Origin of the sequence: Leptolyngbya sp. NIES-2104 (genome assembly GCF_001485215.1) — a bacterium.
Taxonomy (GTDB): domain Bacteria; phylum Cyanobacteriota; class Cyanobacteriia; order Leptolyngbyales; family Leptolyngbyaceae; genus Leptolyngbya.
Map to the genome: position 1 here is coordinate 167,307 of NZ_BBWW01000001.1, position 23,964 is coordinate 191,270.

General features: G+C 46.0%; 25 protein-coding genes. 10 read left to right on the forward strand and 15 right to left on the reverse strand.

Annotated features, from left to right (window positions below; genetic code table 11):
* Positions 1-214: 214 nt before the first annotated feature.
* Complete coding sequence (locus NIES2104_RS00880; protein ID WP_058994869.1) at positions 215-412, reverse strand: NblA/ycf18 family protein; 198 nt, start codon at positions 410-412, stop codon at positions 215-217.
* A 272-nt stretch (positions 413-684) separates the two neighbouring features.
* Positions 685-1,086 (reverse strand): fasciclin domain-containing protein, encoded by a 402-nt coding sequence (locus NIES2104_RS00885; protein ID WP_058994872.1) that lies wholly within the window; start codon positions 1,084-1,086, stop codon positions 685-687.
* Positions 1,087-1,615: 529 nt separating this feature from the next.
* On the opposite strand from NIES2104_RS00885, the gene NIES2104_RS00890 reads away from it, so the two are divergent.
* Positions 1,616-2,713, forward strand: a complete 1,098-nt coding sequence (locus NIES2104_RS00890) for a fatty acid desaturase (RefSeq protein ID WP_072218007.1) — start codon at positions 1,616-1,618, stop codon at positions 2,711-2,713.
* Between the two features lie 13 nt (positions 2,714-2,726).
* Here NIES2104_RS00890 and NIES2104_RS00895 read toward each other — a convergent pair whose 3' ends face one another.
* From NIES2104_RS00895 to NIES2104_RS00915, 5 genes are all read right to left on the reverse strand, one after another.
* Complete coding sequence (locus NIES2104_RS00895) at positions 2,727-3,212, reverse strand: allophycocyanin (RefSeq protein ID WP_058994873.1); 486 nt, start codon at positions 3,210-3,212, stop codon at positions 2,727-2,729.
* A 280-nt stretch (positions 3,213-3,492) separates the two neighbouring features.
* Positions 3,493-5,805, reverse strand: a complete 2,313-nt coding sequence (locus tag NIES2104_RS00900; RefSeq protein WP_058994875.1) for an NACHT domain-containing NTPase — start codon at positions 5,803-5,805, stop codon at positions 3,493-3,495.
* Between the two features lie 292 nt (positions 5,806-6,097).
* Entirely contained in the window at positions 6,098-8,494 is a 2,397-nt protein-coding gene (locus tag NIES2104_RS00905; protein WP_058994878.1) for an ATP-dependent Clp protease ATP-binding subunit, read from the reverse strand.
* A 64-nt stretch (positions 8,495-8,558) separates the two neighbouring features.
* Positions 8,559-8,921 carry a pentapeptide repeat-containing protein gene (locus tag NIES2104_RS00910; protein ID WP_058994880.1) on the reverse strand — a complete coding sequence of 121 codons (363 nt, stop codon included), beginning with the start codon at positions 8,919-8,921 and terminating at the stop codon, positions 8,559-8,561.
* Positions 8,922-9,190: 269 nt separating this feature from the next.
* On the reverse strand, positions 9,191-9,478 hold the full coding sequence (locus NIES2104_RS00915; protein ID WP_058994881.1) for an RNA-binding protein: 288 nt from the start codon (positions 9,476-9,478) through the stop codon (positions 9,191-9,193).
* A 225-nt stretch (positions 9,479-9,703) separates the two neighbouring features.
* Here NIES2104_RS00915 and NIES2104_RS00920 point away from each other — a divergent pair, with 225 nt between their 5' ends.
* Complete coding sequence (locus tag NIES2104_RS00920) at positions 9,704-9,904, forward strand: chlorophyll a/b-binding protein (protein WP_058994885.1); 201 nt, start codon at positions 9,704-9,706, stop codon at positions 9,902-9,904.
* 104 nt (positions 9,905-10,008) lie between these two features.
* On the opposite strand, the gene NIES2104_RS00925 is transcribed toward NIES2104_RS00920, so the two are convergent.
* Positions 10,009-13,524 carry a DNA polymerase III subunit alpha gene (locus tag NIES2104_RS00925; protein ID WP_058994887.1) on the reverse strand — a complete coding sequence of 1,172 codons (3,516 nt, stop codon included), beginning with the start codon at positions 13,522-13,524 and terminating at the stop codon, positions 10,009-10,011.
* 222 nt (positions 13,525-13,746) lie between these two features.
* Between NIES2104_RS00925 and NIES2104_RS00930 the strand changes: the two genes are divergently transcribed.
* Entirely contained in the window at positions 13,747-14,022 is a 276-nt protein-coding gene (locus NIES2104_RS00930) for a hypothetical protein (protein ID WP_058994888.1), read from the forward strand.
* On the opposite strand, the gene NIES2104_RS00935 is transcribed toward NIES2104_RS00930, so the two are convergent.
* Positions 14,019-14,540, reverse strand: a complete 522-nt coding sequence (locus NIES2104_RS00935) for a DUF2721 domain-containing protein (RefSeq protein ID WP_058994890.1) — start codon at positions 14,538-14,540, stop codon at positions 14,019-14,021. The two genes, NIES2104_RS00930 and NIES2104_RS00935, sit on opposite strands and share 4 nt — an antisense overlap.
* 119 nt (positions 14,541-14,659) lie before the next feature.
* Between NIES2104_RS00935 and NIES2104_RS00940 the strand changes: the two genes are divergently transcribed.
* Both NIES2104_RS00940 and NIES2104_RS00945 read left to right on the forward strand, forming a co-directional pair.
* Positions 14,660-15,277, forward strand: a complete 618-nt coding sequence (locus NIES2104_RS00940; protein WP_059001498.1) for a Uma2 family endonuclease — start codon at positions 14,660-14,662, stop codon at positions 15,275-15,277.
* A 145-nt stretch (positions 15,278-15,422) separates the two neighbouring features.
* Positions 15,423-15,662 (forward strand): hypothetical protein, encoded by a 240-nt coding sequence (locus NIES2104_RS00945; RefSeq protein WP_058994891.1) that lies wholly within the window; start codon positions 15,423-15,425, stop codon positions 15,660-15,662.
* On the opposite strand, the gene map is transcribed toward NIES2104_RS00945, so the two are convergent.
* On the reverse strand, positions 15,659-16,498 hold the full coding sequence (map, locus tag NIES2104_RS00950; protein ID WP_304607996.1) for a type I methionyl aminopeptidase: 840 nt from the start codon (positions 16,496-16,498) through the stop codon (positions 15,659-15,661). The two genes, NIES2104_RS00945 and map, sit on opposite strands and share 4 nt — an antisense overlap.
* A 59-nt stretch (positions 16,499-16,557) precedes the next feature.
* On the opposite strand from map, the gene NIES2104_RS00955 reads away from it, so the two are divergent.
* Positions 16,558-16,737 (forward strand): CopG family transcriptional regulator, encoded by a 180-nt coding sequence (locus NIES2104_RS00955; protein WP_058994895.1) that lies wholly within the window; start codon positions 16,558-16,560, stop codon positions 16,735-16,737.
* A gap of 81 nt (positions 16,738-16,818) precedes the next feature.
* On the opposite strand, the gene NIES2104_RS00960 is transcribed toward NIES2104_RS00955, so the two are convergent.
* A complete protein-coding gene (locus tag NIES2104_RS00960; RefSeq protein WP_058994897.1) occupies positions 16,819-17,298 on the reverse strand; it encodes a DM13 domain-containing protein in 480 nt (159 codons plus the stop codon).
* Positions 17,299-17,371: 73 nt separating this feature from the next.
* Between NIES2104_RS00960 and lnt the strand changes: the two genes are divergently transcribed.
* Positions 17,372-18,841: an apolipoprotein N-acyltransferase gene (gene lnt / locus NIES2104_RS00965; RefSeq protein WP_059001499.1), complete on the forward strand. Its 1,470-nt coding sequence runs from the start codon at positions 17,372-17,374 to the stop codon at positions 18,839-18,841.
* Here lnt and NIES2104_RS00970 read toward each other — a convergent pair.
* The gene (locus tag NIES2104_RS00970; RefSeq protein WP_058994898.1) at positions 18,791-19,735 is read right to left on the reverse strand and encodes a bestrophin family protein; all 945 of its coding nucleotides are present in this window, start codon (positions 19,733-19,735) and stop codon (positions 18,791-18,793) included. The genes lnt and NIES2104_RS00970 overlap by 51 nt on opposite strands.
* A 152-nt stretch (positions 19,736-19,887) precedes the next feature.
* On the opposite strand from NIES2104_RS00970, the gene NIES2104_RS00975 reads away from it, so the two are divergent.
* Entirely contained in the window at positions 19,888-20,106 is a 219-nt protein-coding gene (locus NIES2104_RS00975) for an NAD(P)H-quinone oxidoreductase subunit O (RefSeq protein ID WP_058994899.1), read from the forward strand.
* Positions 20,107-20,250: 144 nt separating this feature from the next.
* Here NIES2104_RS00975 and psb32 read toward each other — a convergent pair whose 3' ends face one another.
* Entirely contained in the window at positions 20,251-20,931 is a 681-nt protein-coding gene (gene psb32, locus NIES2104_RS00980) for a photosystem II repair protein Psb32 (protein ID WP_058994901.1), read from the reverse strand.
* 1 nt (position 20,932) lies between these two features.
* On the opposite strand from psb32, the gene NIES2104_RS00985 reads away from it, so the two are divergent.
* The gene (locus NIES2104_RS00985; RefSeq protein ID WP_225895193.1) at positions 20,933-22,192 is read left to right on the forward strand and encodes a glycosyltransferase family 2 protein; all 1,260 of its coding nucleotides are present in this window, start codon (positions 20,933-20,935) and stop codon (positions 22,190-22,192) included.
* Positions 22,193-22,292: 100 nt separating this feature from the next.
* On the opposite strand, the gene NIES2104_RS00990 is transcribed toward NIES2104_RS00985, so the two are convergent.
* Together NIES2104_RS00990 and NIES2104_RS00995 are read right to left on the reverse strand one after the other, a co-directional pair.
* Positions 22,293-22,712: a hypothetical protein gene (locus NIES2104_RS00990; RefSeq protein ID WP_058994903.1), complete on the reverse strand. Its 420-nt coding sequence runs from the start codon at positions 22,710-22,712 to the stop codon at positions 22,293-22,295.
* A 59-nt stretch (positions 22,713-22,771) separates the two neighbouring features.
* A complete protein-coding gene (locus NIES2104_RS00995; protein WP_058994904.1) occupies positions 22,772-23,083 on the reverse strand; it encodes a c-type cytochrome in 312 nt (103 codons plus the stop codon).
* Between the two features lie 89 nt (positions 23,084-23,172).
* Between NIES2104_RS00995 and NIES2104_RS01000 the strand changes: the two genes are divergently transcribed.
* Positions 23,173-23,670 (forward strand): sterol desaturase family protein, encoded by a 498-nt coding sequence (locus tag NIES2104_RS01000; RefSeq protein ID WP_058994906.1) that lies wholly within the window; start codon positions 23,173-23,175, stop codon positions 23,668-23,670.
* The last annotated feature ends 294 nt before the right edge of the window (positions 23,671-23,964 follow it).

A 23,964-nucleotide genomic window follows, 5' to 3' on the forward strand; every position in this document is an offset into this window, starting at 1 on the left:
AGTATGCATATTAAAAAGAGTTTTTTACAAGGGTTGCTCTAGGTCGCTTGAGCTGAAAAGGCTATAAATCCCAGAAGTAAAAGGCTCGATCGCACTAAAGATCAAGCTCCGAAACGACTCATTGTTCTAGAGTTTAAATTGGATAAAAAAACTCCCATCTACTTATTGTTAAGTCAGTAGTGGAAGTTAGGAGCAAGCCAGTAATTCTGACTAATTAGAAAAGCAGTGAGTTTAACTTCAGTTGCCACTCTTGCTTTAGAAGCTCTTGATACATTGTTTTCTGAACAAGCATGAGCTGATGCTGCACGATTAGAAATTCTTGTGCCTGCTCACGGGACATCTGGCGCACTTGAACTGTAAAATCTCTAAGGCTGAATTCTTGTTCTAGGGTAAGTTCGATCGATGAGTTCATACTGACCTCTGATAACCCTAATTAGGGAAGAATTTTGAGCCTGACAGCATAGCGTCTCGAATGGTGCTCTGAAGGATTCGATTGCTCGGTCAGGTCTAAAGTTGTCACTCGCTAGGCTCACCTATCTAGCATAACGAAAGATGAATAGACCTGACCAAGTAAATTAAAGATGTACCTTCAGAGCGATCAAACGAACGACTCTCACCTACTTGCATTAAGTTAAAGGTGAGAGTCGAAAGCGGACAATCCAGACTAGAAATCTAGAATTCTGCTTATGCAGGCATCAGCACTGTATCAATAATATGAATAACTCCATTGTCTGCGGCTACATCAGGAGTTGTCACTGTCGATTCGTTAATCTTGACACCTTTGGAGCTATCAATTTTGACTTCTGAACCTTGAACCGTTTTCGCTGATTTTAGCTTTGTCACATCAGCCGCCATCACTTTACCAGAGACAACGTGGTAAGTCAGAATTTTCTTGAGTTGAGGAACGTCTTTGAGCAATCCCTCGACTGTTCCTTCTGGCAATTTAGCAAACGCTTCATCTGTGGGTGCGAACACCGTGAAGGGTCCTGCGCCTTTGAGGGTTTCAATCAGTCCAGCCGCCTTGAGTGCAGCAGCCAGAGTGTTAAAGGAACCTGCTTGAACGGCAGTATCAACAATATCAGCCATGAGTCCACCTTGTGTTTATGGTTTATTAGCACCGATTAGGGCTAACAATCACAAGTATGTCAGCCCGATGCTTGAAATCGTGTTTGATTTGTTGCTTGAATAATATTTTAATATCTTTTTCTCACAAAGTAGGCGAATTGTTTGAAGTCATTGCAATTCTCTTGGGTCAGATGACAAAATTCCCCAGATGGAAAGGCTTGAGAAAATGCGCTTCAGGCTGCAATTGTCACTGTTGCGTGAACTCTGTGAGAGCAGAAGTTGCAGTTTGATTCTCTGAATGAGTTAATTTACTACGAAATCAATCATCATCAAACTGAGTCAATGGACAGATGACACCTTGGGTAATTCTGTCTCTAACCATCCGAATCTAGCACATAAAACATCGAACAATCTCTTTTCTCAGCAGCATTTCGGAACATTGTTTGATTTGATTGAATTCATGGCAGAAATCCTTTATCGTAGCTCAGCGATGGTAGTTGGATCTCATTGACTACGATCGCTTTATCAACTTTATGGTCATCACCAAAATATGCACGTTTCTCAACCCGTCCTGACTCACCAGGCAACCTATGTCAAAACGTTGAGGGCGTTCTTACCCAAAACTGCTTTTCAGCCAAATGTCGATCGCGTTGTGATTTTAATGATCAATTTTGCGATTTTGATCCTGGGCTGGGGAATTGCTTCTAATCTCGATCGTTGGTCATGGTCAGCTTTATGGCTTTACTTGCCTTTTACGATAGTGATGGCGAACAGTGTCATTGTTCTTCTGTTTAGTGTGCATGACATTATGCACAGTCGCCTCATCAAAAATCGGGCTTTGCTGTATGTCATCACTTTACTTGCATTAACACCCCTTTGGATGCCACCGACACTTTGGAGCATCCTGCACAATCGAATTCATCACAATCATACGAACTCACTGAAAGATCCCGATCGACGATACTTGCAAAAGCAACCGATGAGTTGGGGAAAGTGGATTCAGCGCCTGATTGCGCCCTCGTTGCAAACCAATCGAATCCTGATGCTCGTTGGAATGATGTTCGCGTGGGGAGTCTATGCGTTTAGAAACTTTTCCTCGATCGTGCTATTTAATACGAATGATGTGAACTATGTTCCTGCAAGCTTTACTGTAAAACCGCGAGAACGGTACTTTATTGCGGCTGAATGCCTAATCATGCTGCTTTTTCACGTCAGCGTGATCACTTATCTGGAATTTGATGGATTGAAGTTGTTGCTCAGCTACTTTTTACCGATCGGTTTGGGTTATGCAGGCATCATTTTTTATGTCTACACGAACCACATGCTATGCCCCATGACCGAAACGAATGATCCATTAGTCAATAGCATTTCGCTTAGAGTTCCGCCCCTTCTGAATGTGCTGCATTTTAATTTCTCTCACCATGCAGAGCATCATATTTTTCCAAATCTAAACTCTGACTACTATCCTCTTGTGCAAGACTTGATCAAAGTTCATTATCCTGACAGTACGGGCTATATTTTAGCAATGCAGACTGCATGGAGATTGTTGCTGACAACTCCTCAAGAAAATAGAACCGCGATGCCCGAAATACAAGCGATCGCGGTTTCAGAAGAAGTCCCTCACGCACCATCGGCAAAAGACTTCTAATTCTGGACGTTGCTTATTGCAGCCCAGCGACCAAGCAATCAAAATAAGCACCGACTTCACTCGCTTCTTCTGTTGACATGAGTGAAGTCGTGATCGCCTTCATCGCACGAACGCCTTCAGCCACGCCTTCAAGTGGAGTACCGAGAGAATTGTACATCTGCTGCACCCCGATCAAGCCGATTTCTTTAAGGGGCGTTGCTTCTCCAGCCGCGACGCTGTATGTGATCAAGCGCAGGTAGTAATCCATATCTCGAAGGCAGGTTGCGGTCATTTTCTCACCGTAAGCGTTGCCCCCTGGAGAGACTAGATTGGGACGACGCTGAAACAATTGGCTTGCAGCTTGTTTAACAATCCGTTCGCGGCTCTCCGTTAAAGTTTTGACCACTCGCAATCGTCGATCGCTGCTCATCATAAAGCTTTTGATCTGATCCATTTCTCCAGGTGTCAAATATCGACATTCAGCATCAGCATTAACAATCAATTTCGTGATAACACTCATATGAGTTTCCTAAGGGTTTACGTTTACTTTGACAGAGCAGTGTTTGATTTCGAGTTTGAATTGGTTGAGTTCGGTAGAATCTAGAGTGTTTTGGAGTTTTGTTTCTCCGTTGTTCACCCGCCCCGGAATAGAATTCGGGGCTAACAGAACGAAGTCCACTGAAGGGGACTAAAAAGCCAAGATCAGCATCTTCAGTCCTTTGAAAAGAACTTCGCACGATTAGCCCCGAATTCTATTCCGGGGCGGGATTGAATCGAAGAGATTGACCTAAAAACACACCCTACCGCCCTTGCCATTCTCGATCTTCTAGTTCCTTCTGCGGCAATAGCAATGTGTCCTCAATTTCTTGCCGAATCGCGGCTGTGACTTCGCAATTACTATTCAAGCAATCCATCAGAAGTTGATTAGCATCATAGTAACGTTGTAGTACTTGCTGTTGTTCGGGGCTAAACTGCCAAGGGTGCTGAATGTTACGATACTGCGCGATCGCATTTCGCAACCGTGCCACCCAAGCTGAATAGTTTGTTTGCCACCAGTCCTGAAGTCGATCGCGGTTTTCACTCGGAGCGGGTAACTGATCTCTTAGCTGCTGTAGAGATTTATAGAATCCAGCATCTAGAACCATGACCAAAATATTGTTAAGTGCTTCACTACACGCGTGAACATAAGCAAAGTCTTGACTGTGATCTGTGGCAAACTCTAGCAGCAAGTTCTCTAATGCTGCATCTAAAAACATTCCTTGATCCAAAGTACTGACCAAGGCAAACTGTTCTGCTGTGTGTGGAGCTTGGGAAAGTGCAAGATAAAAGGCGCGAGTTGTGGCAATTTTTGGCTCGATCTCGATCGTTTGGGATTTTTGGCTAACCCACACTAGAAATTCTTGCAGATAAGGATCTTGAGCGACTAGCGCATCAATTTGTTGTTTCATTAATTGCACCAGCGAATCTGCACTTCGCAACATCGCCGCTGTGAGCAAAAACACTTCGCGCCAGTGCGGATCAGTAATGTGACTGACCAATCCGCTTAAGGCTTGCTCTAATGCTCGTAGATTGTGACTGGCGACAATTTTTCGGGCTGTGAAATACTCTTGAAATGCTAGGTAAGAGAATGAAAAAATGCCTCGCGCTCGTTCGATTAAAAGTCCGTGTTGCGCCTCGATCGCTTTTAACATCGCTTCACTTTCAAGTTGCACTTCTTCAGGTTCTAAGGACGCATCTGGCAGATTTCGCAAGTAGTCCCCGATGTATTGTTCAATGATGCGCTGCTCGAAAAAGTATTGTCCTTGCTCAAAAGTTACTGCGGCTAATTGACTGAGTAATCTGAGCTTTTGAGGTAATAAAAAGCCTCGATAAACATCATCACGCTCAACGCCTCTCGCTTCATCCCATTTTCCCAGTAGTAGATCAAGTCCTTGTTTGTAAAATTCAGTTCGCTTGGTTGGAAATGTATCTTGACCATGAAACACCCAGCAAGCAAGATGCAGAAACAAAGGAGTCACAACCAATTGACGAAACTGCCAGTTTTCCGGCAAGTCTAGTTTCTGCATAAACTGAACAGATTGATTTTTTTCCGATCCAGTTGTTTTACTAAAAGCAACAAACCATTTTTGAGCAAATGTTGTAATCTGTGCTTGAGTAAAGGGTGCAATCTCAACATCAGTAAAGCCTCGAAGCTGTAATTTTTGGGCTGCTGTTCGACAGGAAGTGACAAACCGATTGCGATGATACTTATCTGAGAATTGCCGAATCTCCCGCAGAACGGGCGGAATATCTTGGCTCAGCAATTCATCAATTCCATCCATTAATAGCAAAACTCGCCCGGATTGCAGCAATGTTTCAAGTACAGAAGGATCTGAAACGCCAGAGGTGAGAAAGCGAGAGCGAATGTAGCTAAAAAGGCTCATTGTGTCGCTGCTTCTGCATTCTTCTACAAACTCTCGCATCACAATAAAAATCGGCACTTGATTAGCAGCAAATGCACCTCGATTACATTGAATCGCTAAATGTTGCAGAAAGGTAGTTTTTCCAACTCCGGGCTTTCCCAGAACTCTAAGCTTTGAATAAGTTTCTACTGCCTGCATTCCTGGAATTTGCTTCTGCTCAACGGCTCCCAGTCCCACACGATCGAATTCAATCGGTTCTAAGTTCTGAAGTTCTGCGATCGCAAACCATTGTTGACTCGCGACTTCTTCTAAAATGTTGACATCGACATAGATATCATCAATGCTTACGGGGCGATTGATATCTAGTAATTGCAGAATGCCGCACTGATTTTGAATGGTGTCTCGATGTTGCGATCGCATTTCCTGAACCAGATGATCAATGTTCAGAATCGATCGTGTTCGTTCTCCCGGACTGGAAAACTCTGCGGGTGGATCAAGCGCAATCTCACGCCAATCTAAATCTAAAATCGAACAAATTTCTAGAAAGATTTGTCGATCGAGCGCTTGCCCAGTAAAAAATCGCCAAATCGGTTGACGGGTTTTTAAATTCACTTCTCCCGCCAGATTTTCTTGCGTCCAGCCTTTGATGGCGAACGCACGTTTAGCTTGTTGAATGCCCCCAGTGGATGCTTGAAGCGAGCGTTTGACCATAAATTAAAAGGGGGATATTAAAACTCACATCATTCATCCCTAAAACATAAGTGTTTGATTTCGTGACTATCTCACTCGATCGACTGAGTTTATTGTGGAGAGTGTTTGAAAACGCTTCGTTCGTTGTAACACCCCGCCCTGAAATAAATTTCGGGCTAATCGGCGAAAGTTCTTTGAAAAGGACTAAGAGACTGAAACTAGCTCCCAGTCTACTTTAGTAGACTTTCCACGGTTAGCCCGAAATTCATTTCAGGGCGAGATGCAATCGAAGCGAAAGAACTTTCTATACTTCTCAAACAATCTCGATCTGTCCATTAGCATCGACATCGACTTTTACGGCATCACCCGACTTCACCCGACCCGAAAGAATCGCCTCAGCCAAACTATCTTCAAGGATGCGAGTAATTGCCCGTCGTAACGGACGTGCGCCTTGCTCCGGGTGATAACCTGCTTCGACAAGACGGTCTTTAACGCGATCGCTGACTTCTAACGTGATGCCCTGTTCTAACAGTCGATCTGCAAATTCCTGAAGTAAGAGATCAGCAATTTGTCTGACTTCATTGTGCGTCAGTTGTCGGAACACAATAATGTCATCTAAACGATTGAGAAATTCTGGACGAAAGTACTGCTTCAATTCTTCATTGACTAACGTCACAGTGCGTCGATAAGATGCCTCTGGTACATTGTCAGAGACTTCAAAGCCAAGCCCACCTCCGCCTTTTTGGATCACCTTCGAGCCAACATTCGAGGTCATCACCAGCAACGTATTCTTGAAGTTCACCGTTCGACCTTTTGCATCTGTGAGGCGACCATCTTCTAGAATTTGTAGCAGTAGGTTAAACACATCAGGATGTGCTTTTTCGATTTCATCGAATAGCACAACGGTGTAAGGTTTACGTCGGACTGCTTCGGTTAGCTGTCCACCTTCGCTATAGCCCACATATCCAGGCGGAGAACCAATCAGCTTAGAAACGGTATGTTTCTCCATAAACTCGGACATATCTAATCGAATCATCGCAGATTCAGATCCAAAAAAGCAGGTCGCTAAGGCTTTGACTAATTCAGTTTTGCCCACTCCGGTTGGACCTGAGAAAATAAACGATGCGATCGGGCGATTCGGATTGCTCAATCCCACTCTTGCGCGTCGAGTTGCACGTGCGATCGCGCTCACTGCTTCTTCTTGTCCAATCAGTCGTTGATGCAACACGTCTTCCATCTGCATCAATTGTTCCGACTCGATTTCGGTAACTTTGTTGACTGGAACACCCGTCCAAGCTGAAACAATCTCAGCAATATCAACCTCATTCACTACGACCGGAGAACTTTCAGCTTTCACCTCTGTTCGTAGTGCCAATTCACTCGATCGCAGTTCACTAGCAAGTTTGAAGTCTTGTTGTGCGATCGCGCCTGCTTTGGTGAGTGCAAGCTGTTTGAATTTTTCACTCACGCTCTTATCAAGCGTAAATTGTTTACCGTGAAGAATTCGAGCGCGAGATCCCGCTTCATCCATTAAGTCGATCGCTTTATCGGGAAGCAATCGATCCGAAATATATCGATCGGCAAGTTTCGCCGCTGCTTCTAGTGCTAAATCTGAAATTTCTAATCGATGGTGCTGCTCGTAGCGACTCCGCAACCCTTGCAGAATTAAAATCGTTTCTTCAACACTAGGCTCATCGATCATCACAGGCTGAAATCGCCGTTCTAACGCCGCATCTTGCTCAAAATACTGACGATATTCATCAAGTGTTGTCGCTCCAATACAGCGCAAATCGCCTCGTGCTAGAGCAGGTTTCAGAATATTCGCAGCATCGAGCGATCCTTGAGCAGAACCCGCCCCCAGTAGGGTGTGAACTTCGTCAATCACTAAAATGATATTGCCTGACGATCGCACTTCTTTCATGATGGTTTTGAGACGTTCCTCAAACTCACCCCGATACTTCGTTCCCGCTAACAATGTTCCAATGTTCAATGTGAGAATTTGCTGATTGAGCAGCGATTCGGGCACATCTCGATCGATAATCCGTTGCGCGAGTCCTTCAGCTAAAGCAGTTTTTCCAACACCCGGTTCACCGATCAAAATCGGATTGTTCTTCATACGACGACCCAGAATCTGAATCATCCGCTCTACTTCCTGCTGACGACCCACGACTGGATCAAGCCTTCCCAAAGCTGCAAGTTCTGTCAGATTCGCGCCGCACTCATTCAAAACTGGCGTATTCTTGCGACCGGAACTATTGCCTTTCAAAATGGGTTTCGCTTCAGAGATAGCTTGCAGCACATTCACTCGAACTTCAACCCGCTCCACACCTAATCGTTGTAAGATTTGAGTCGCTAATCCTGCCTCATCTTGTACGATCGCGAGGAGTAAATGCTCTGGCTCTACCTGACTATGCCCTAACTGCTGCGCCTCCTGCAAAGACAGTTCTAGAACACGCCGACTCCGGGGAGTAAACGGTGTCTCAATTCGAGCCAACCCTGTGCCTCGACCAATCACCGCTTGCACTTGTTCTTGTGCGTCTTCTAAGGTAATGTCTAGATCTGCTAAAACTTGTGCAGCAATGCTCGGTCGTGTCGCAATTAAACCGATTAAAAGTTGTTCTGTCCCCACATAGTTGTGTCCAAGGCGACGGGCTTCCACCTGCGCCATGTTCACAACTTTAATGGTTCTCTCTGTAAATTTATCAAACACAGAATTGAGTTCCCTTGGTAGTTGGAAGCGTTACTAAAAATATGATTTTGTAAAAAATTGAACTTTAGACTTGTGGCACTTTAGGACGATTCGAGAGCATTGTACGATCGATTCCATCCGGCAAAATTGCACCTTTAAGATACGTCTGGCGCAGATTGGCTTCATTCAAATTGGTGCCGCTCAGATTTGCATCGGTCAGATTCGTTCTAGTCAAGTTTGCCTCGGTTAGCGTTGCCCCGGTCAAAATTGCGCCTGTAAGATTCGCGTGACTCAGGTTCGTCTTTGTGAGGTTTGCCTTTGATAAGTTCGCACCACTCAGATTGATTCCGACCAGATTCATACTTCTGAAATTGACTGCCATCATGTTCATGTTGCGAAAATCGCGTTGTCCAGCAGCATATCGGCTCAGAATTTCCTTCGTATTCATTTGTTGTTACGCTCAGTAAAGAACAATCGATCGCCAAATCGAAAAGCAGATGGAAGTAAGACTTTAGAGTGTGGTTAGAAGCTCTCGCTGCGTTCGCGTCCGCCCCGGAATTCGGGGCTAACGGTGCGAAGTCCTTTGAAAAGGACTGAAGAAACTCAAATTGGCTTTTAGTCCCCTTCAGTGGACTTCGTTCTGTTAGCCCCGAATTCCATTCCGGGGCGAGTAAACAACGAAGCGAGAAACCTCTAAAACACACCCAAATCTACTAACTAATATCGAGAACCGCCTCTGCTTCCACCCGAAAAGCCTCTGTCTTCACGCGGCTTCGCTTTATTGACGGTCAAATCGCGCCCCATCCACTCTGCACCATTCAGAGCCTCGATCGCTGCTTCTTCCTCGACCTCCGATGCCATTTCGACAAACGCAAAGCCCCGAACTCGTCCAGTTTCTCGATCAGTCGGGAGCTGAACCCGCTTGACCGTTCCATATTCCGCAAAAATCTCGCTGAGATTATCCTGCATCACGTCGTAAGAGAGATTACCCACGTAGATCGACATAAAAAATGGCTCCAGAATCACAATGTGTAGAGATTTAGGTTCGGAGCAACACTTAATAATAAGGAATTACACAACCGAAGATATCGCTTCAGCCTCCAGCCTAACACAGCTTCAAAAAGTTCAACGATTGTGCATTTAATCTTCAGAAATGCCTCTAAAGGAGTAGAGCAGATTTGAATAATGCTTGTACCGTAGTTAACAGAAGTTCATTAAGAAGTGTAACAAATGCAATCGAACAAAGCGACCAACTTACCGCCCGTTGCTACGGAATACAATGGTGTCGATCGCAATGCTTTCCTTTTCGGCTTCAATCCCCAAGCAGAACTTTGGAATGGACGTTTAGCGATGATCGGGTTTGCTGCTTATCTATTGTGGGATTTGGCAGGCTTTAGTGTTTTACGGAATGTTCTGCACTTGATTAAGTAGATTTAGAAATCGTTGTCTTGCCATCAGTGCAAGATTGAATAATGCAGCCCTCACAGTTTGAAGCAACTTACCCAGTACTTCAAAACTGTGAGGGTTTTGTCGATTTAAACCAAGGATGACACTCTCGCCTTGAATCCTGCTTTCTCCAAGGCGGTCACAGTTGCCTGTTCATCTTGAACGCGGAACTGTGAGCCGAATCGAACAATCTGACTGCGAACTGAGGTGCCGACGATCGCAATCACCGAAACTTTTGCATGATCTCGATCGCCATTTTCCTGCAACACTGTTTTCAATCGATGGCGTTGAACCGCATCATCTGCAACTTTGGGTTCAAGTTCAACCATGACCATTTTTACATCATCGAGTGGTTCTGCATCTTCCACAATGAACTGGAACTGGTCTTCATCCCGCTTATCGATCTTGCCCCAGACCATCAATCGCGCATCGGGTTCGATTAAGCTACCAATTCGCTCAAAGCATTTCGGAAAAACAACCGCTTCGGATCGACCCGTTAGATCTTCGATCTGAATCACTGCCATTGCATCCCCTTTTTTGGTTGTGACACGCTTCACCGCAGTAATCATGATGATCGCGCTCACGCTTGCTCCTTCTCGACAGGTTGCTAAGCTACCTAAGCTAATCGGCGCTAACACTCTTGCCGAGTCTTGTAATTGTTTCAGCGGATGATCGGAGATATAAAAGCCGAGGACTTCTTTTTCAAGTCGGAGCTTTTCTTGAGAGGGATACTCGGAAACGATCGCGCCTTTCGGAGCCGTTTCAAAGCTGTTTTTCTGAGTCGCGCCACCGAATAAATCGAATAAGTTCCCTTGTCCACTGGCTCGATCGCGTGCTCTCGATTGTGCCCAGTCCATAATCATTTCGAGATTGTGGGCAAGCTGCTGGCGATTTGGTTCGATTGAGTCGAAGGCTCCACAGTGAATCAACGCTTCTAAGGCTCGTTTGTTGACAGCACGAGAATCCACGCGATCGCACAAATCCGCTAGGGATTTGAAGTGACCCGTTTCGTTTCGGGCTTGGAGAATGGCTTCGATCGCGCTCATTCCCACGTTCCGCACCGCAGACAGTCCGAAGAGAATCGCATCCCCGATCGGTGTAAAGTCAATTCCCGATCGATTGATATCGGGTGGTAATACTTTGATTCCAAGATTATGACAGGTGGCAATGTATCGCTGCACTTTATCTTGTTCACCGCTATTGGTGGTTAAGATAGCTGCCATATATTCGACCGGATAGTTCGCTTTCAGATAAGCAGTCTGGAAAGTAACATAACCGTATGCCATTGAATGGGATTTGTTGAAGCAATATTCAGCGAACAATACCATCTGCTCGAATAGTTCCTCAGCAGTTTTAGTAGAAACACCTCGCTCTTTTGCACCTTTGACAAACAATGCTTGGTGCTTTTCCATCTCAGACTTTTTCTTTTTACCCATTGCTCGACGCAATAGATCCGCTTGTCCGAGCGAATAGCCTGCCATGTCCTGAGCAATTTTCATGATCTGCTCTTGGAAGACCATGATCCCGTATGTCTCTTTCAAAATCGGTTGCAGAATTTCATGAGCATAGTCAATTTTTTCGCGTCCGTGTTTGCGATTGATGAACTTTGGAATTAGTTTTGCATCGAGTGGACCCGGACGATATAGCGCTAGAACCGAGGAAATGTCATCGATTCCATCGGGTTTTAGATCGCGAACAATCTGACGCATTCCAGACGATTCAAGCTGGAAGATACCTTCGAGTTCGCCTTTAGATAACAGCTTATAGACTTCAGGATCATCGAGCGGAAGACTATCGAGATCCAGCTTCACTTTGCGGCTTTGTTCAATTAGCTCGATCGTCTTTTCGATCATTGTGAGATTCTTCAGTCCCAGGAAGTCCATTTTTAGCAGTCCTAATGCTTCGATGTCTTCCATTGCGTACTGAGTCACGATGCCACCATCTTTGGTGACTTCTAATGGAACAATTTCATCGAGCGGTTCTGAAGCAATCACAACACCCGCAGCATGAACACCAACGGCTTTGTTGGTTCCTTCGATTCGCATTGCCATATCGAGCCAGCGACGATAAGTAATCGCTGGATTTGTTCCTGGAATGACTTGATCTTGCTGGTATTTTTGGCTGAATTCTTTCGAGGGTGTTTCGGTCGGGGACACCATCTTTTTGAGCTTCGTAGACTTACCGCGAAACACTGGAATTTGTTTCGCCATCGAATTCGCTTCGCTGAGTGGAATGTTCAATACTCGCGCTACATCTCGAAGAATCGCTTTCGAGTTCATTCGGTTGTAAGTGATGATTTGCGCGACTCGCTCTTTACCGTACTTTTCAGTCACGTACTTGATCACTTCATCACGCCTGTCGATACAAAAATCCGTGTCCACGTCCGGCATCGATTTCCGCTCTGGATTCAAGAATCGCTCAAATAACAATCCATGATGCACCGGATCAATGTTCGTGATTCCGAGCGAATAAGCAACTAATGATCCAGCAGCAGAACCCCGTCCAGGACCAACCGGGATTTTATTGTCGCGTGCATATTTGATGTAGTCCCAAACCACTAGAAAGTAAGTTGAGAATCCCATCTGTTTGAGCATATTTAACTCATAGACTAAGCGATCGCAATATTCCTGAGTGATCTCATCCCGCGAATTTCGCTTCTGACGCTGGATCAGACCTTCCCAAGCAAGTTTCTCGATGTAACTATCGGCTGTAAACCCTGGCGGGATCGGATAGTCAGGCAGTCGAGATTCACCGCCTAGCAAATTGTATTCTTCGACTTTGTTCGCGACTTCGATCGTGTTCGCGATCGCAGTTTCAATGATGTCCTGCGGTAAATGATCGCGGAAGAGCGATCGCATTTCTTCTGCTGATTTGAGATACTCAGTTCCCGTGTATCTCAGCCGTTTTTCTTCAGAAATCAGCTTTCCAGTTTGAATACACAACAAAGCATCATGAGCTTCCACGTCAAAACAAGAAACATAGTGCGAATCATTCGTCGCAATGATTTTGATGTCGAATTCTTTTGCAATTTTGATGATTTCAGGATTGACAAATCGTTCTTCTAACAATCCGTGATCTTGAATTTCCAAATAGTAATCGTCGCCAAATAGCTCTTTGTACCAAGCGGCAATTCTCCGCGCAATTTCGGGCTTTCCTTGCAGAATCGCTTGTGGCACTTCACCACCGAGACAAGCACTGGTCACGATCAAACCTTCGTGATATTCAGCGAGTAAATCTTTGTTGATACAAGGACGCGAGAAAATCCCTTTGCCTTGAACCCCTTTAAGGTGCGAAATCGTCGTGAGTTTGACTAAATTCTTATAACCTTCAGTGTTCTTCGCCAAGACCACCTGGTGATACTTCGGGCGGCGTTCTTGCTTAGTGATGTCGCCGTTGATCACATACATCTCGTTCCCGATGATCGGCTTAATTCCTTTGCCTTGACACGTTTTGATCAGTTCGATCGCGCCATACATCACCCCGTGATCCGTTAGCGCGATCGCGGGCATTTCAAGTTCAACGGCGCAATCGACCAATTTCGACAACTGCCCCGCACCGTCTAACAAACTGTAATCACTGTGAATATGCAGACCGACGAAAGACATAATCACTCAACTCACGCGAAGGAATGAGTCTAAGAGTAACCGATTCTGACCGCTATATCTACAAATCTTTTGAAAGATTTTCCCCATTTGTCCCCAGATATAGAGTCAAGCGAATTTCACAAACCAATTCACACCCCAATACCAATGTACCAAATTCAGCCGAAAACCGACGGTGTTCCTAGATTCGGTTACGCTGAAAAATAGTGTGATCAATCGGGGAATATGTCGCAGTTAATTCAAGTGATGCAAAATGTATTCGATCGTCCTCCTGTTCCTTACAATCCCGCCAATCAAACCTTGAAAGGTTGGGCAATGTATTGTTTACGCGATCGCGGTTTTCTAGTGCAGTCGGCTCAGAATGCCGATTTTGCCATTAGTACGAAAGGAGAAAAAACCGCGTTCCGGGTGACACAATCTGAGCCAAGCGATACTAGAACAGGTTGGATCGTGGTCGATGCCTCCGGGAAACACGCCAGAGTCATCGCCCCCGAACCTTAACGAATCACAACCTTCCGACGAGTCTGGATCTTTTTGATCCGGCGTTTTCGAGGGACATCCGACGCGAGAATGTCCCGCATTTCTTGCCAAAATGGTCGATCGCTGTGATGTAAATCAACCAGTACGATCGCAACACTAAACAGCAAAATTGCCGTTCCCGCTACAAATAGCGCCATCGATCCGGTGACAAGCCATTCGAGACTCACCACTGTCCGAATCGACAAGATAAACGTACTGGCAACAAACAAGCCCAGCGCGTAATACAAGATTAGAATGCCGTTGTTGGCGGACTTTACTCGCTGTTGCAGGTGGCGAATCTGTTTTTGGAGCATCAACGATCGATTAGACTGATCGAACCGATCCAAAATTTGAAAATATTCGACATTGGTAATTTGCAGGCGATTTTCAATCACGCTTCGCCGCAGCAGTAACCCACCCAGGACAAACGCACAGGCGAGTAACATCAGCACCGAATTAAGAATGAGTTGAATCAATTGTGTCGGGTCGTTTATACTCATGCCGCCTCTGATACGCTCTAACGACAAAGAGGATAACACGAATTTTTAGTACCGTCGTACTAAATTTGAAAAATCTCCAAATTCAGTACAATGATTGCAATTCGATTCAAGAGACTGCAATGATTCAGGCACTTCGACAAACCGTGACGTTTGATGAATTCATTGAGCGGTATCCAGAGCATTCAGAGGTGCGCTATGAACTGCACCAAGGGGTCATTGTTGAAATGCCAAAACCGAAGGGACCTCATTCGTTTGTCGCTGGCTTTACAGTTGCTGAACTGAATTTTGAAATTCGTCGCCTCGGAGTGCCATACGCGATTCCAAAAGAATGTATTGTGCGTTCTGCCGATCGAGATTCCGCGTATGAACCTGATGCAATTGTTTTAGATAAGCAAGCGATCGTGAATGAAACTCGCTGGGAAAAGTCATCGGTGATCGAAAATGGTGCTTCGATCAAGCTGATTGTGGAAGTAGTGAGTACGAATTGGCGAGATGACTATTTCAAGAAATTCGCGGATTATGAAGCATTGGGAATTCAAGAGTATTGGATCGTGGACTATGCAGGGCTAGGAGGAAGGCGCTTTGTTGGCAATCCTAAACAGCCGACTTTGGTTGTTTGCGCTTTGGTTGATGGGGAATATGAGATGCAAGCATTTCGAGAAAACGACCGCATTCTCTCCCCGACTTTTCCCGAACTGACGCTAACCGCATCACAGATTTCCGCTGCACAGTCTTGAGGATCGCGATCGCACTTTCGCTAGTGATATTACTCGCGCTATCGGCAGCGTCACCCGCCATACAGCAACCACCGAACCCAAATGGTACTTCACCGACCTCCAAACCACCGCTTAAGATGAGTATTAGCGCTAGGAGATAAAAGACATGACAAATCCATCGAGTGATTTATCGATCGAAGAAAGAGTCGCAGCACTAGAAGCCGCTGTTGCTAAACTTCAGCAGCAATCTTCCACTCCAGTTGAGAATTGGGTTGATCAGCTTTCAGGATCTTTCAAAGATGACCCAGAGTTTGATAAAGTCCTGCGCTACGGTCGCGAATTTCGCCGATCTGATTATCCAGATGATGATCAAACGATGCGAAATGATTCAAGCCATGATTGTTAAGGTAACGTCAGGATCTCATAGCCATCATCAGTCACCGCGATCGTATGCTCGAACTGCGCCGAGAGTTTCTTATCTTTCGTAATCACAGTCCAGCGATCGCTTAAAAACTTCAGTTCGTACGTTCCTTCATTTAGCATCGGTTCGATTGTAAACACCATTCCCGATCGCAATTTCACCCCAGTCCCCCGCTTTCCAAAGTGCGGAATCTGCGGCTCAGTATGAAACACCCGCCCTACACCATGCCCGACCATATCCCGCACCACAGAAAATCCATTCGCCTCAGCATATTCCTGAATCGCCGCACCGATATCACCGACTCTCGCGCCCGGTTTCACTTCAGCAATCCCGCGCATCATTGCTTCTTTGGTGACTTCGACTAACTTCCGAGCCTTCTCCGACACTTCACCCACCATAAACATTCGAGACGTATCACCGTGATACCCCTCAAGAATCGGAGTGACATCAATGTTGAGAATGTCGCCATCTTTTAGAATTTGCTTCGGGCTAGGAATGCCGTGACACACCACTTCGTTAATACTGGTGCAAATCGAACCGGGATAGGGTGGATGATTCGGAGGCGCATAGCCTAAAGTGGCGCTGATAGCTCCATGATCTTTCATCCAGCGATCGGCTTCGTCGTTCAATTCCTGAGTGCTGACTCCTGGTTTGACCAAGGGTTCAAGATGATTCAATAACTGTGCTGCAAGTTTTCCCACGGTTCGCATTTTGTCGAGTTCGCGGGCGGACAGTAAAACAATGCCGCGATGTTGAGAAGCGGGTTTAGCGATCGATAATAAATTTTGGAGATTCATCACAGGTTCTTGCTGGCACAGCATAGCCTAGCATAACACAGCCATGTTAAACTACGACAAAATTCAGCGATCGGACTTCACTTATGGGCGGTAAAACAGATTTAGAGCGGGTTGTTGCTTACGTGCCTCCGGAGTGGAAAAAAGAGCTAGAAGCCTGGGCGGAAGCAGATGAACGATCGGTGTCGTGGTTAGTGGCGAAACTGATTGAGAAAGCTTTAGAAGAACGGCAGAAAGCAAGGTCGATCGCTAACACTCGTCCCTAGAGGGTGTTTGAGAAGTATAAACAGTTCCTTCGCTCCGTTGCGCTCCCGCCCTGAAATGAACGACACTTTTCAAACATCCTCCTAAGCTTTCAAGGTTGCTGCTCCGAATGTCGCGTTAAATTGCCGACACCAAATCGCAACCGATTTGTAATCATTCGGATTAATATTGCTGGGAATTTCGTAAGTCTGTGCGCCGTTGAACTGTTTGAGCCGCGCAAGAATCACATAGCTTCCACTCTTTAGACTATAAAACGGAGGATTGGTTTCTCCGAGTACATTGGCAGAGCGGTGTAAGATAACGACTAAATCGGGTCCAAGAATCGAGGTTTCAAACTGTTGATCAAGCTGTAGAAAGCGCTTGCCGTTTTGATTGACGATCTGAACGCCCCCTTTTGTCGAATGCTCACCCTTGTTAAAGCTTCCGGCAGCAATCACATCTGAACTAGTCGAAGTTGCGATCGGGCTTGCGGCTGTCGGATTGGACTGCGAAGAAGGAGGAGCGGCACAACTGACCAGAAACAGTGTTAAAAGGTTTGAAAGTGCGTAGAATCGTAGTCTCATGATTCATACTCCGTAAAGTCATTGAAGAATAAAAGTTGATTCAGTCCCAATGCCGAAGATTTCGACACGATCGATGACGATCTCTATTCTCAGCGCTCTTTTAATGGGGCTTGCCACTGCACCAATTGGTTTCTGGTGGCTGGCGTGGTTTGCTTTGGCTCCATTGTGGGTGATGACCGTTAAAACAAGATCGCTGAAAACTGCAATCTTGTGGGGCATTGTGTATCACGGATTTGCACTGCACTGGATTACGGGACTGCATCCGCTGATGTGGTTGGGATTGTCTTGGATTGCGAGTGTGTCGATCGTGGCTTTCGCTTGGATTTTCATCACACTCTGGGGCGCTTTGTGCACGGGGTTTTGGGCGTGGGGATTAGCGCGAATTCCGAATCATCCGATTGTGCGAGTGATTGCTGGAACGGCTTTGTGGTCTGGGTTGGAATTAGTGCGGCAGTGGAGTGCATTGGATTGGACGACGCTTGCTTATACGCAGAGTCCGAGTAATTTGATCATTCTGCATTTGGGGCGGATTTCTGGAGCGTTGACGGTGACAGCCGCGATCGTTGCCGTGAATGGTTTGATTGCAGAAGCTTGGATGACTCGGAGCAAGCAATTGATTGCAAGTGCGATCGCATTATTTGTCATTCTACATTTGGTTGGATTTGGATTGTATCAGAGCGCGATCGTACAATCTCCCGAAGCAAAGTTAACCGCAGGCATCATTCAGGGCAATGTTCCGACGCGACAAAAGCTATTTTCGGAAGGACTGAGACAGGCTTTTAATGGGTACTCATCGGGTTATCGATCGCTTGCCAATCAAGGAGTCGATTTTGTTGTGACTCCGGAGGGTGCATTACCTGTTTTGTGGCAGGGTGAGAATTTAAGGAATTTGGTGACGCAAGCGATTCAAGAAAAGCGTGTGTTGGCGTTGGTGGGGACTTTTGTACCAGAAGGAACTCGTTACACTCAGAGCTTGATTGCAGTTGCGCCGGATGGAAGTACGATCGCTCGTTACAACAAGATCAAATTAGTTCCATTAGGCGAATATTTACCGTTTGAAAAAATCTTAGGTAGTTTAATTGGTCGATTATCTCCGATCGGATCTTTCATGATTCCAGGTGAATTTAATCAACAGTTTGAAACGCCGCTCGGAAGAATTGCGATCGGGATTTGTTTTGATTCTGCATTCTCTGAAGTTTTCCGGCAACAAGTCGCGAACAATGCTCAATTTCTAATCACTGCATCGAATTTAGATCCTTACAGTACGGTGTTAATGGCGCAACATGAGGCACATGATATTATTCGTGCAATTGAAACCGATCGATGGGCGGTTCGCGTCACGAATACCGGGTATTCAGGAATGGTTGATCCACATGGACGAGTGAAATGGCGATCGCAAAATAATCAATACCAAATTCACGCCGATACAATCTATCGCCAACAGTCTCAAACGTTGTATGTGAAATGGGGCGACTGGCTGACACCGACTTTATTAGGAATGAGCACCATTTTGCTGTTCTTCGTAAGTCGCAACCAGTGGTAAATCTTGGGGATGCGTCGTCGGTGACAGTTCAATTAGATCTTGAACATTTTTTAACATCGTTTCGCAAATAGCATCAAGCGGCAAATCATTCGGATCGCGTCCAAATGGGTTTTCGATTTCGATTCCGATCGCTTCAATTCCAAACAGCGTAAAGCTAACTAATACAACAACTGGAGTAGTCCACCATCCTAGATTCTCAACAATTTGAAAAGGCAAAGAAAGACAATATAAAAGTAGCAATTGTTTGAGATGAATCGCATAAGCTACAGGCATTGGGGTCTTCAAAATTCGCTCACAGGCACCCAAGCAATCAACCAGTCCGTTTAACAGATTTTGCATCTCGGTAAGCTGATGAATTTTAATGCGATCGCGTTGATATTGATACTGCAAATAATCACCGAGCCAAAACGCAACCCTCAGCGGTGGATTTTGAATTCCTTGTAATCGAATGAAGTGCTCAGGTAGGATTAATTTTTCAATTTCAGAGCCAAATGATTCTTGTCGCAAATGCGTTTTCATGGCAACCGAAAACGCAACTAATAGATGCAATGCCTCGATTTTATCAGCTCGATCTCGTTCTGTTTTCTCTGAAATGGCGACCCAAATTTGTCTTGCTAAATTGCGGGTATCGTTGACTAATTTTCCCCAAGCTTTTCGCCCTTCCCAAAAGCGATCGTAAGCCGTATTTGTCCGAAACACGAGCAGCAAACCCAAGACAATGTTGGGAATTAGACTCGCCAAAGCAGGGAGTGAAACGGGCAATCCTTCCAGAAATGCGATCGTGATCAGCAATCCGAACAGACCACAAACTATCGATCGTGGAAGAACCTTCGGCACCACAGAGCCTTTGACTTGCAGCGCAGTTTGAAGCCAGCGTTTTTTCTCGAAACTCATTTTCTCCGGGGACTGAGGGGGCGCGATCGACTTGCAACCGCTTCATGATATTCCACCCATAGACAAATGTTAAGAATTTTGTCGCTTGTTCTCGATGGAAATCCGTAACGACATTGCAACATAATAGGAATGGAAGATTCGTGAGGTACGTTATGCCCGTTAAGAAAGGCGAATTGGTTCGTGTAATCCGCGAAAAACTCGAAAATAGCTTGGAAGCTCAAGCCAGCGATTCCCGATTTCCGAGCTACATCTTTGAGACTGAAGGCGAAGTGATAGATATTAGAGGCGATTACGCTTTTATCAAATTTGGAATCGTGCCGACACCGAACGTTTGGCTGAGACAAGACCAGCTTGAATCGTTTAAAAAATAGAATTCTCGGCTAGAGACATAACATCCGTTATGTCTCTAGCCGAGAATTCTGCTTAGGAATGTGAATTCATCAACTTGTGGAATTACCCTCACCCCCAGAGAATTCAAAGTTGCAGATTGTTTAACTTACATTCCTCAGAAATTCCTATCGAACGTACCAGTAGTAAGTCGCCATCGGAATCACCGTTGCGGCAATCAACAAGCCAATCACCCAAGGAATCGCATTACTCTTCGCAGTCTCTTCACGCGATGCAAACGTGCCCTCGGTTTTGACATTATCTACAACGACAGGCGGACCCGGATCAGGCTCACCCGACAAAACGGCAACTAATCGATCGCTCACATCCAAAAATGCCTGATTATAGCGATCGCCCTTCTGCAATGGAACCTGCATCGTTTCTTGAGCCACACTGGTCGCAGTTTCATCAGACATCAGCGATTTCACCTTTTCTCCAGTGACGATCGCAGAATTATTCGTGATGCTGTCTAGGACGACTAGCGTTTGGTTGGCACGTTCTTCAGGCGCTGGAAACCATTGCTCAAATAGTTTTTTTGCAAAAGAATCGATCGTTTCATCGTAGTCAAGGCGGCGAATCGTGACAAAGTGAACTTCCTGATCTGCTTTATCCGCAAGGTCATTCAAAGTTTCGTTCAGTTTGCTTTCGTTAAAGCGGCTGATTATATCGCCCAAATCAACCACTCGCGCATCGGAGACTGGCGGCACTTCGTACAAACTGGTTGCAAGTGCGGGAGTCACCCCAAGCGAAAGGGCAAAAACCAAGGCAAGAAGCCAGCCCCGGCAGAACGTGAGGAGGAGCTTTTTCATAGTGCGATCGTGGTATTCGTCTCTCTCTCAAAATACAACGAATCTTTACAATAAAGTTAATCTATTGCGCGTCAGGTTCGAGACTGTGATTATTGTTGCGTTTGTGGTGATTGTCTCTATTGTGGCAATCAGGATTTTTTCTCAAAACCTCGATCGAGCGCTGCAAGCCGCTCCTATCGTGCCGGACTCTACGATCGCTACCCCGTTCCCCAAAGTTGCGGTGATTATTCCCGCCTATAACGAAGCCGCAAATATCGAAGCCTGTGTGACTTCAGTGTTGGATAGTACAGCGATCGAGGCGGACCAACTTCAGGTGTGGGTTGTGGATGACCAATCGATCGATGAAACGAAGGAAATCGTCGAACTTCTCCAGGCATCAAGGCAAGATGAGCGATTAAAACTGATTTCAGCCGGGGAACGTCCAGCGGGAGAAGTTTGGGTCGGGAAGAATTGGGCGTGTTCGCAGGCGATGAAACAGGTTGAGGGGGAATTTCTGCTGTTTATCGATGCAGATGTGCGCCTGAAACCGCAGAGTATTGAGCGAACGGTTTCTTATGCTCAACAGGAAAAAATTGATCTGCTTTCACTGGCGATCGTGGTGCTTTGTCGGCACTGGTCGGAATGGTTAGTACAGCCGATCGTCGTTTGCTTATTAGCAGTGGGGTTTGATTTTGCGCCTGTGAACGATCCGGAGTCAGAGACGGCATTTGCGGCAGGTCCGTTTATGTTATTTCGTCGGAGTGCGTATGAAGCGATCGGGGGTCATGCTGCTGTGCGTGATGAGGTGGTCGAAGATGTAGAACTCAGTCGTCGCATCAAACAGAACCATTTTCGACTCTGGTATGGATTGGGGCGAGGACTGGCTGAAGTGCAGATGTATCGATCGTTTTCGGCACTCTGGGAAGGGTGGACAAAGAATTGGTTTGAAGGCTCGAATCGGAACTACCGAGCGGCGTTTTATTGTGTGTTTGTGACGTTTCTAATTTTTGCGATGCCTGGGGTTGGAATGGCGATCGCGCTTTCACATTTTGCGGTTTCTGGATTGATGATTGGGTCTGGAATTGTGTTTGGACTGAGTGCGATCGCGCTAGTGCAGCAGTATTTCGTGCGTCTTAGAAGTGAGCCGTATACGTTGATTCCCACGAATTACTGGTGGGCGATGGGGATTGGTGGAGTGTTGGTTTGTGCGATCGTATTGACTTCGATGGTGAAGACGGTCACTGGATGGGGTTGGACGTGGCGTGGGCGGCAATTGGGTTAGGGGAAGGTTTGAAAGGCTTCTCGCTGCGTTGAGACATCCCGCCCTGAAATGGAATTTCAGGGCGGGATGTCTCAACGAACGAAGAGCGCTCAAATATCTTTTAAGACTGCTTCAACTTTGAAAGCATATCCACCGTGTCACCGAGTGCAGTCGTGAGATTCTTCCGAGTTTGAGCATGACTGAGTTGCTCGGCTTTGAGATCTTGAGCAAGTCGATCGCGGTCGCGCCACACTTCTGCCAATTTCGCCTGCAATTCCGCAACCGTTTGAAATTGGAAAACTTCGGCTTGCATTTCGGTGACGGAAGGTGGATTCTTTAAGCGATCGAGTTCTGCCTGCAATTGAGCGATCGTGTTCTGCAACACCAACGTTTCTGTCCGACGCTGTTCGGCTTCAATCTCATAGCGTTTCCGCCAGTTGTCTGTGCTGGCATGTGCTGATTGTTCCGCAGCTTTGGCTGCCCTTACTTGCTGCTGTAGGTCTTTGACTTCATTCAGCCAGCCAACAACCTCTTGAGACATTCCAGGTATCCTTTGTGCGATCGTGTGTTTCAAACGATACCCCAAGATCCGAAAATTGATCACTTCCAGTTTTGGTTCGCTCGATCGAGCACATACTGGGCAAGATCCTGAATTTCTGATTCAGTCAATCGCTCTTTGTAGGCGGACATATTACCTTTTCCATTCGTAATAATATTAGCGATCGCGTCTACTGTAGTGTAACCGTTCTGCTCCAATGCTTTTAATTTCAGCGTTTTACCGCGTCGAACAATGTTGCCGCCATTGACGTGACAACCAGAGCAGTGATACTCAAACAACTTTGTCGAATCTGCCCAGGCGGGCGGAGCGAAAAAAAGAACGGCACAGAGAACGATCGCGAGAATTCTGAACATGATTCAACCGGATTCTTTTCTTGGATTTTGACACAATGCGGAATTCTTCGGCAAAATAGCAAGAGTTGTGGAGTCAGGAGAAGCGATCTGTGATCGAGAGAATTGGGATCGGAGTCGGTTGTTTTGCGATCGCGTTTGTCCTGGCAAGCTTAGTCGAATATTGGGTGCACCGATTGATGCACAAGCCGTACAAACTCGGTGAACGGCACCGTGATCATCATCGCCGCAATGAAGGGCAGGGTGTGATTTGGGAGTTTTTTGACTATCTCAAAGGCACAATCTTGATCATGGGATTGTTGTTCTTTGTTTCATTTGAAGCGGGATTAGGTTGGTTCTTGGGCGGGTTGGCGTATGCGGCGTTTTCGTCTTACGCGCATCAACTCCAGCACGAAAATCCAACGAAATGCTTTTGGATGAAGATGCCTGTGCATTATGTCCATCACAAATATGGAATGTGGCATCACAACTTCGGTTTAGCGGTGGATTGGTGGGATCATGTGTTCGGGACTTATAAGCCTGTGGAATGGTTGACCGAGCAGGAATTGAGCCAGCCGGAACGGAGTTATTTTCAACTGCGTTGGTGGTAGTAAGAAATGCGATCGAAGAGGGTTAGTCAATGAGCAGCGATCGCGGTTCATTCTAAGCTTGATGCAGGCTCTGAGTTCGTGATCTTGCTACCTATCAATCAGAGCCTATGATAACGACGGGCTAAACTTTTTCTCAAAGCAAAAAGTTGCGGTTAACTCGATCGACTTGAGTTGCCAGTTTTTGCATTTTTGCGATAGAACTCAGGGGACGCTTAGCAGTTAGGAAAATCGTTATGGCATCGCAGAATTCCACTCAATCTTCTTCCGCCGAAGAACTCGATCTGTGCTTGGAAG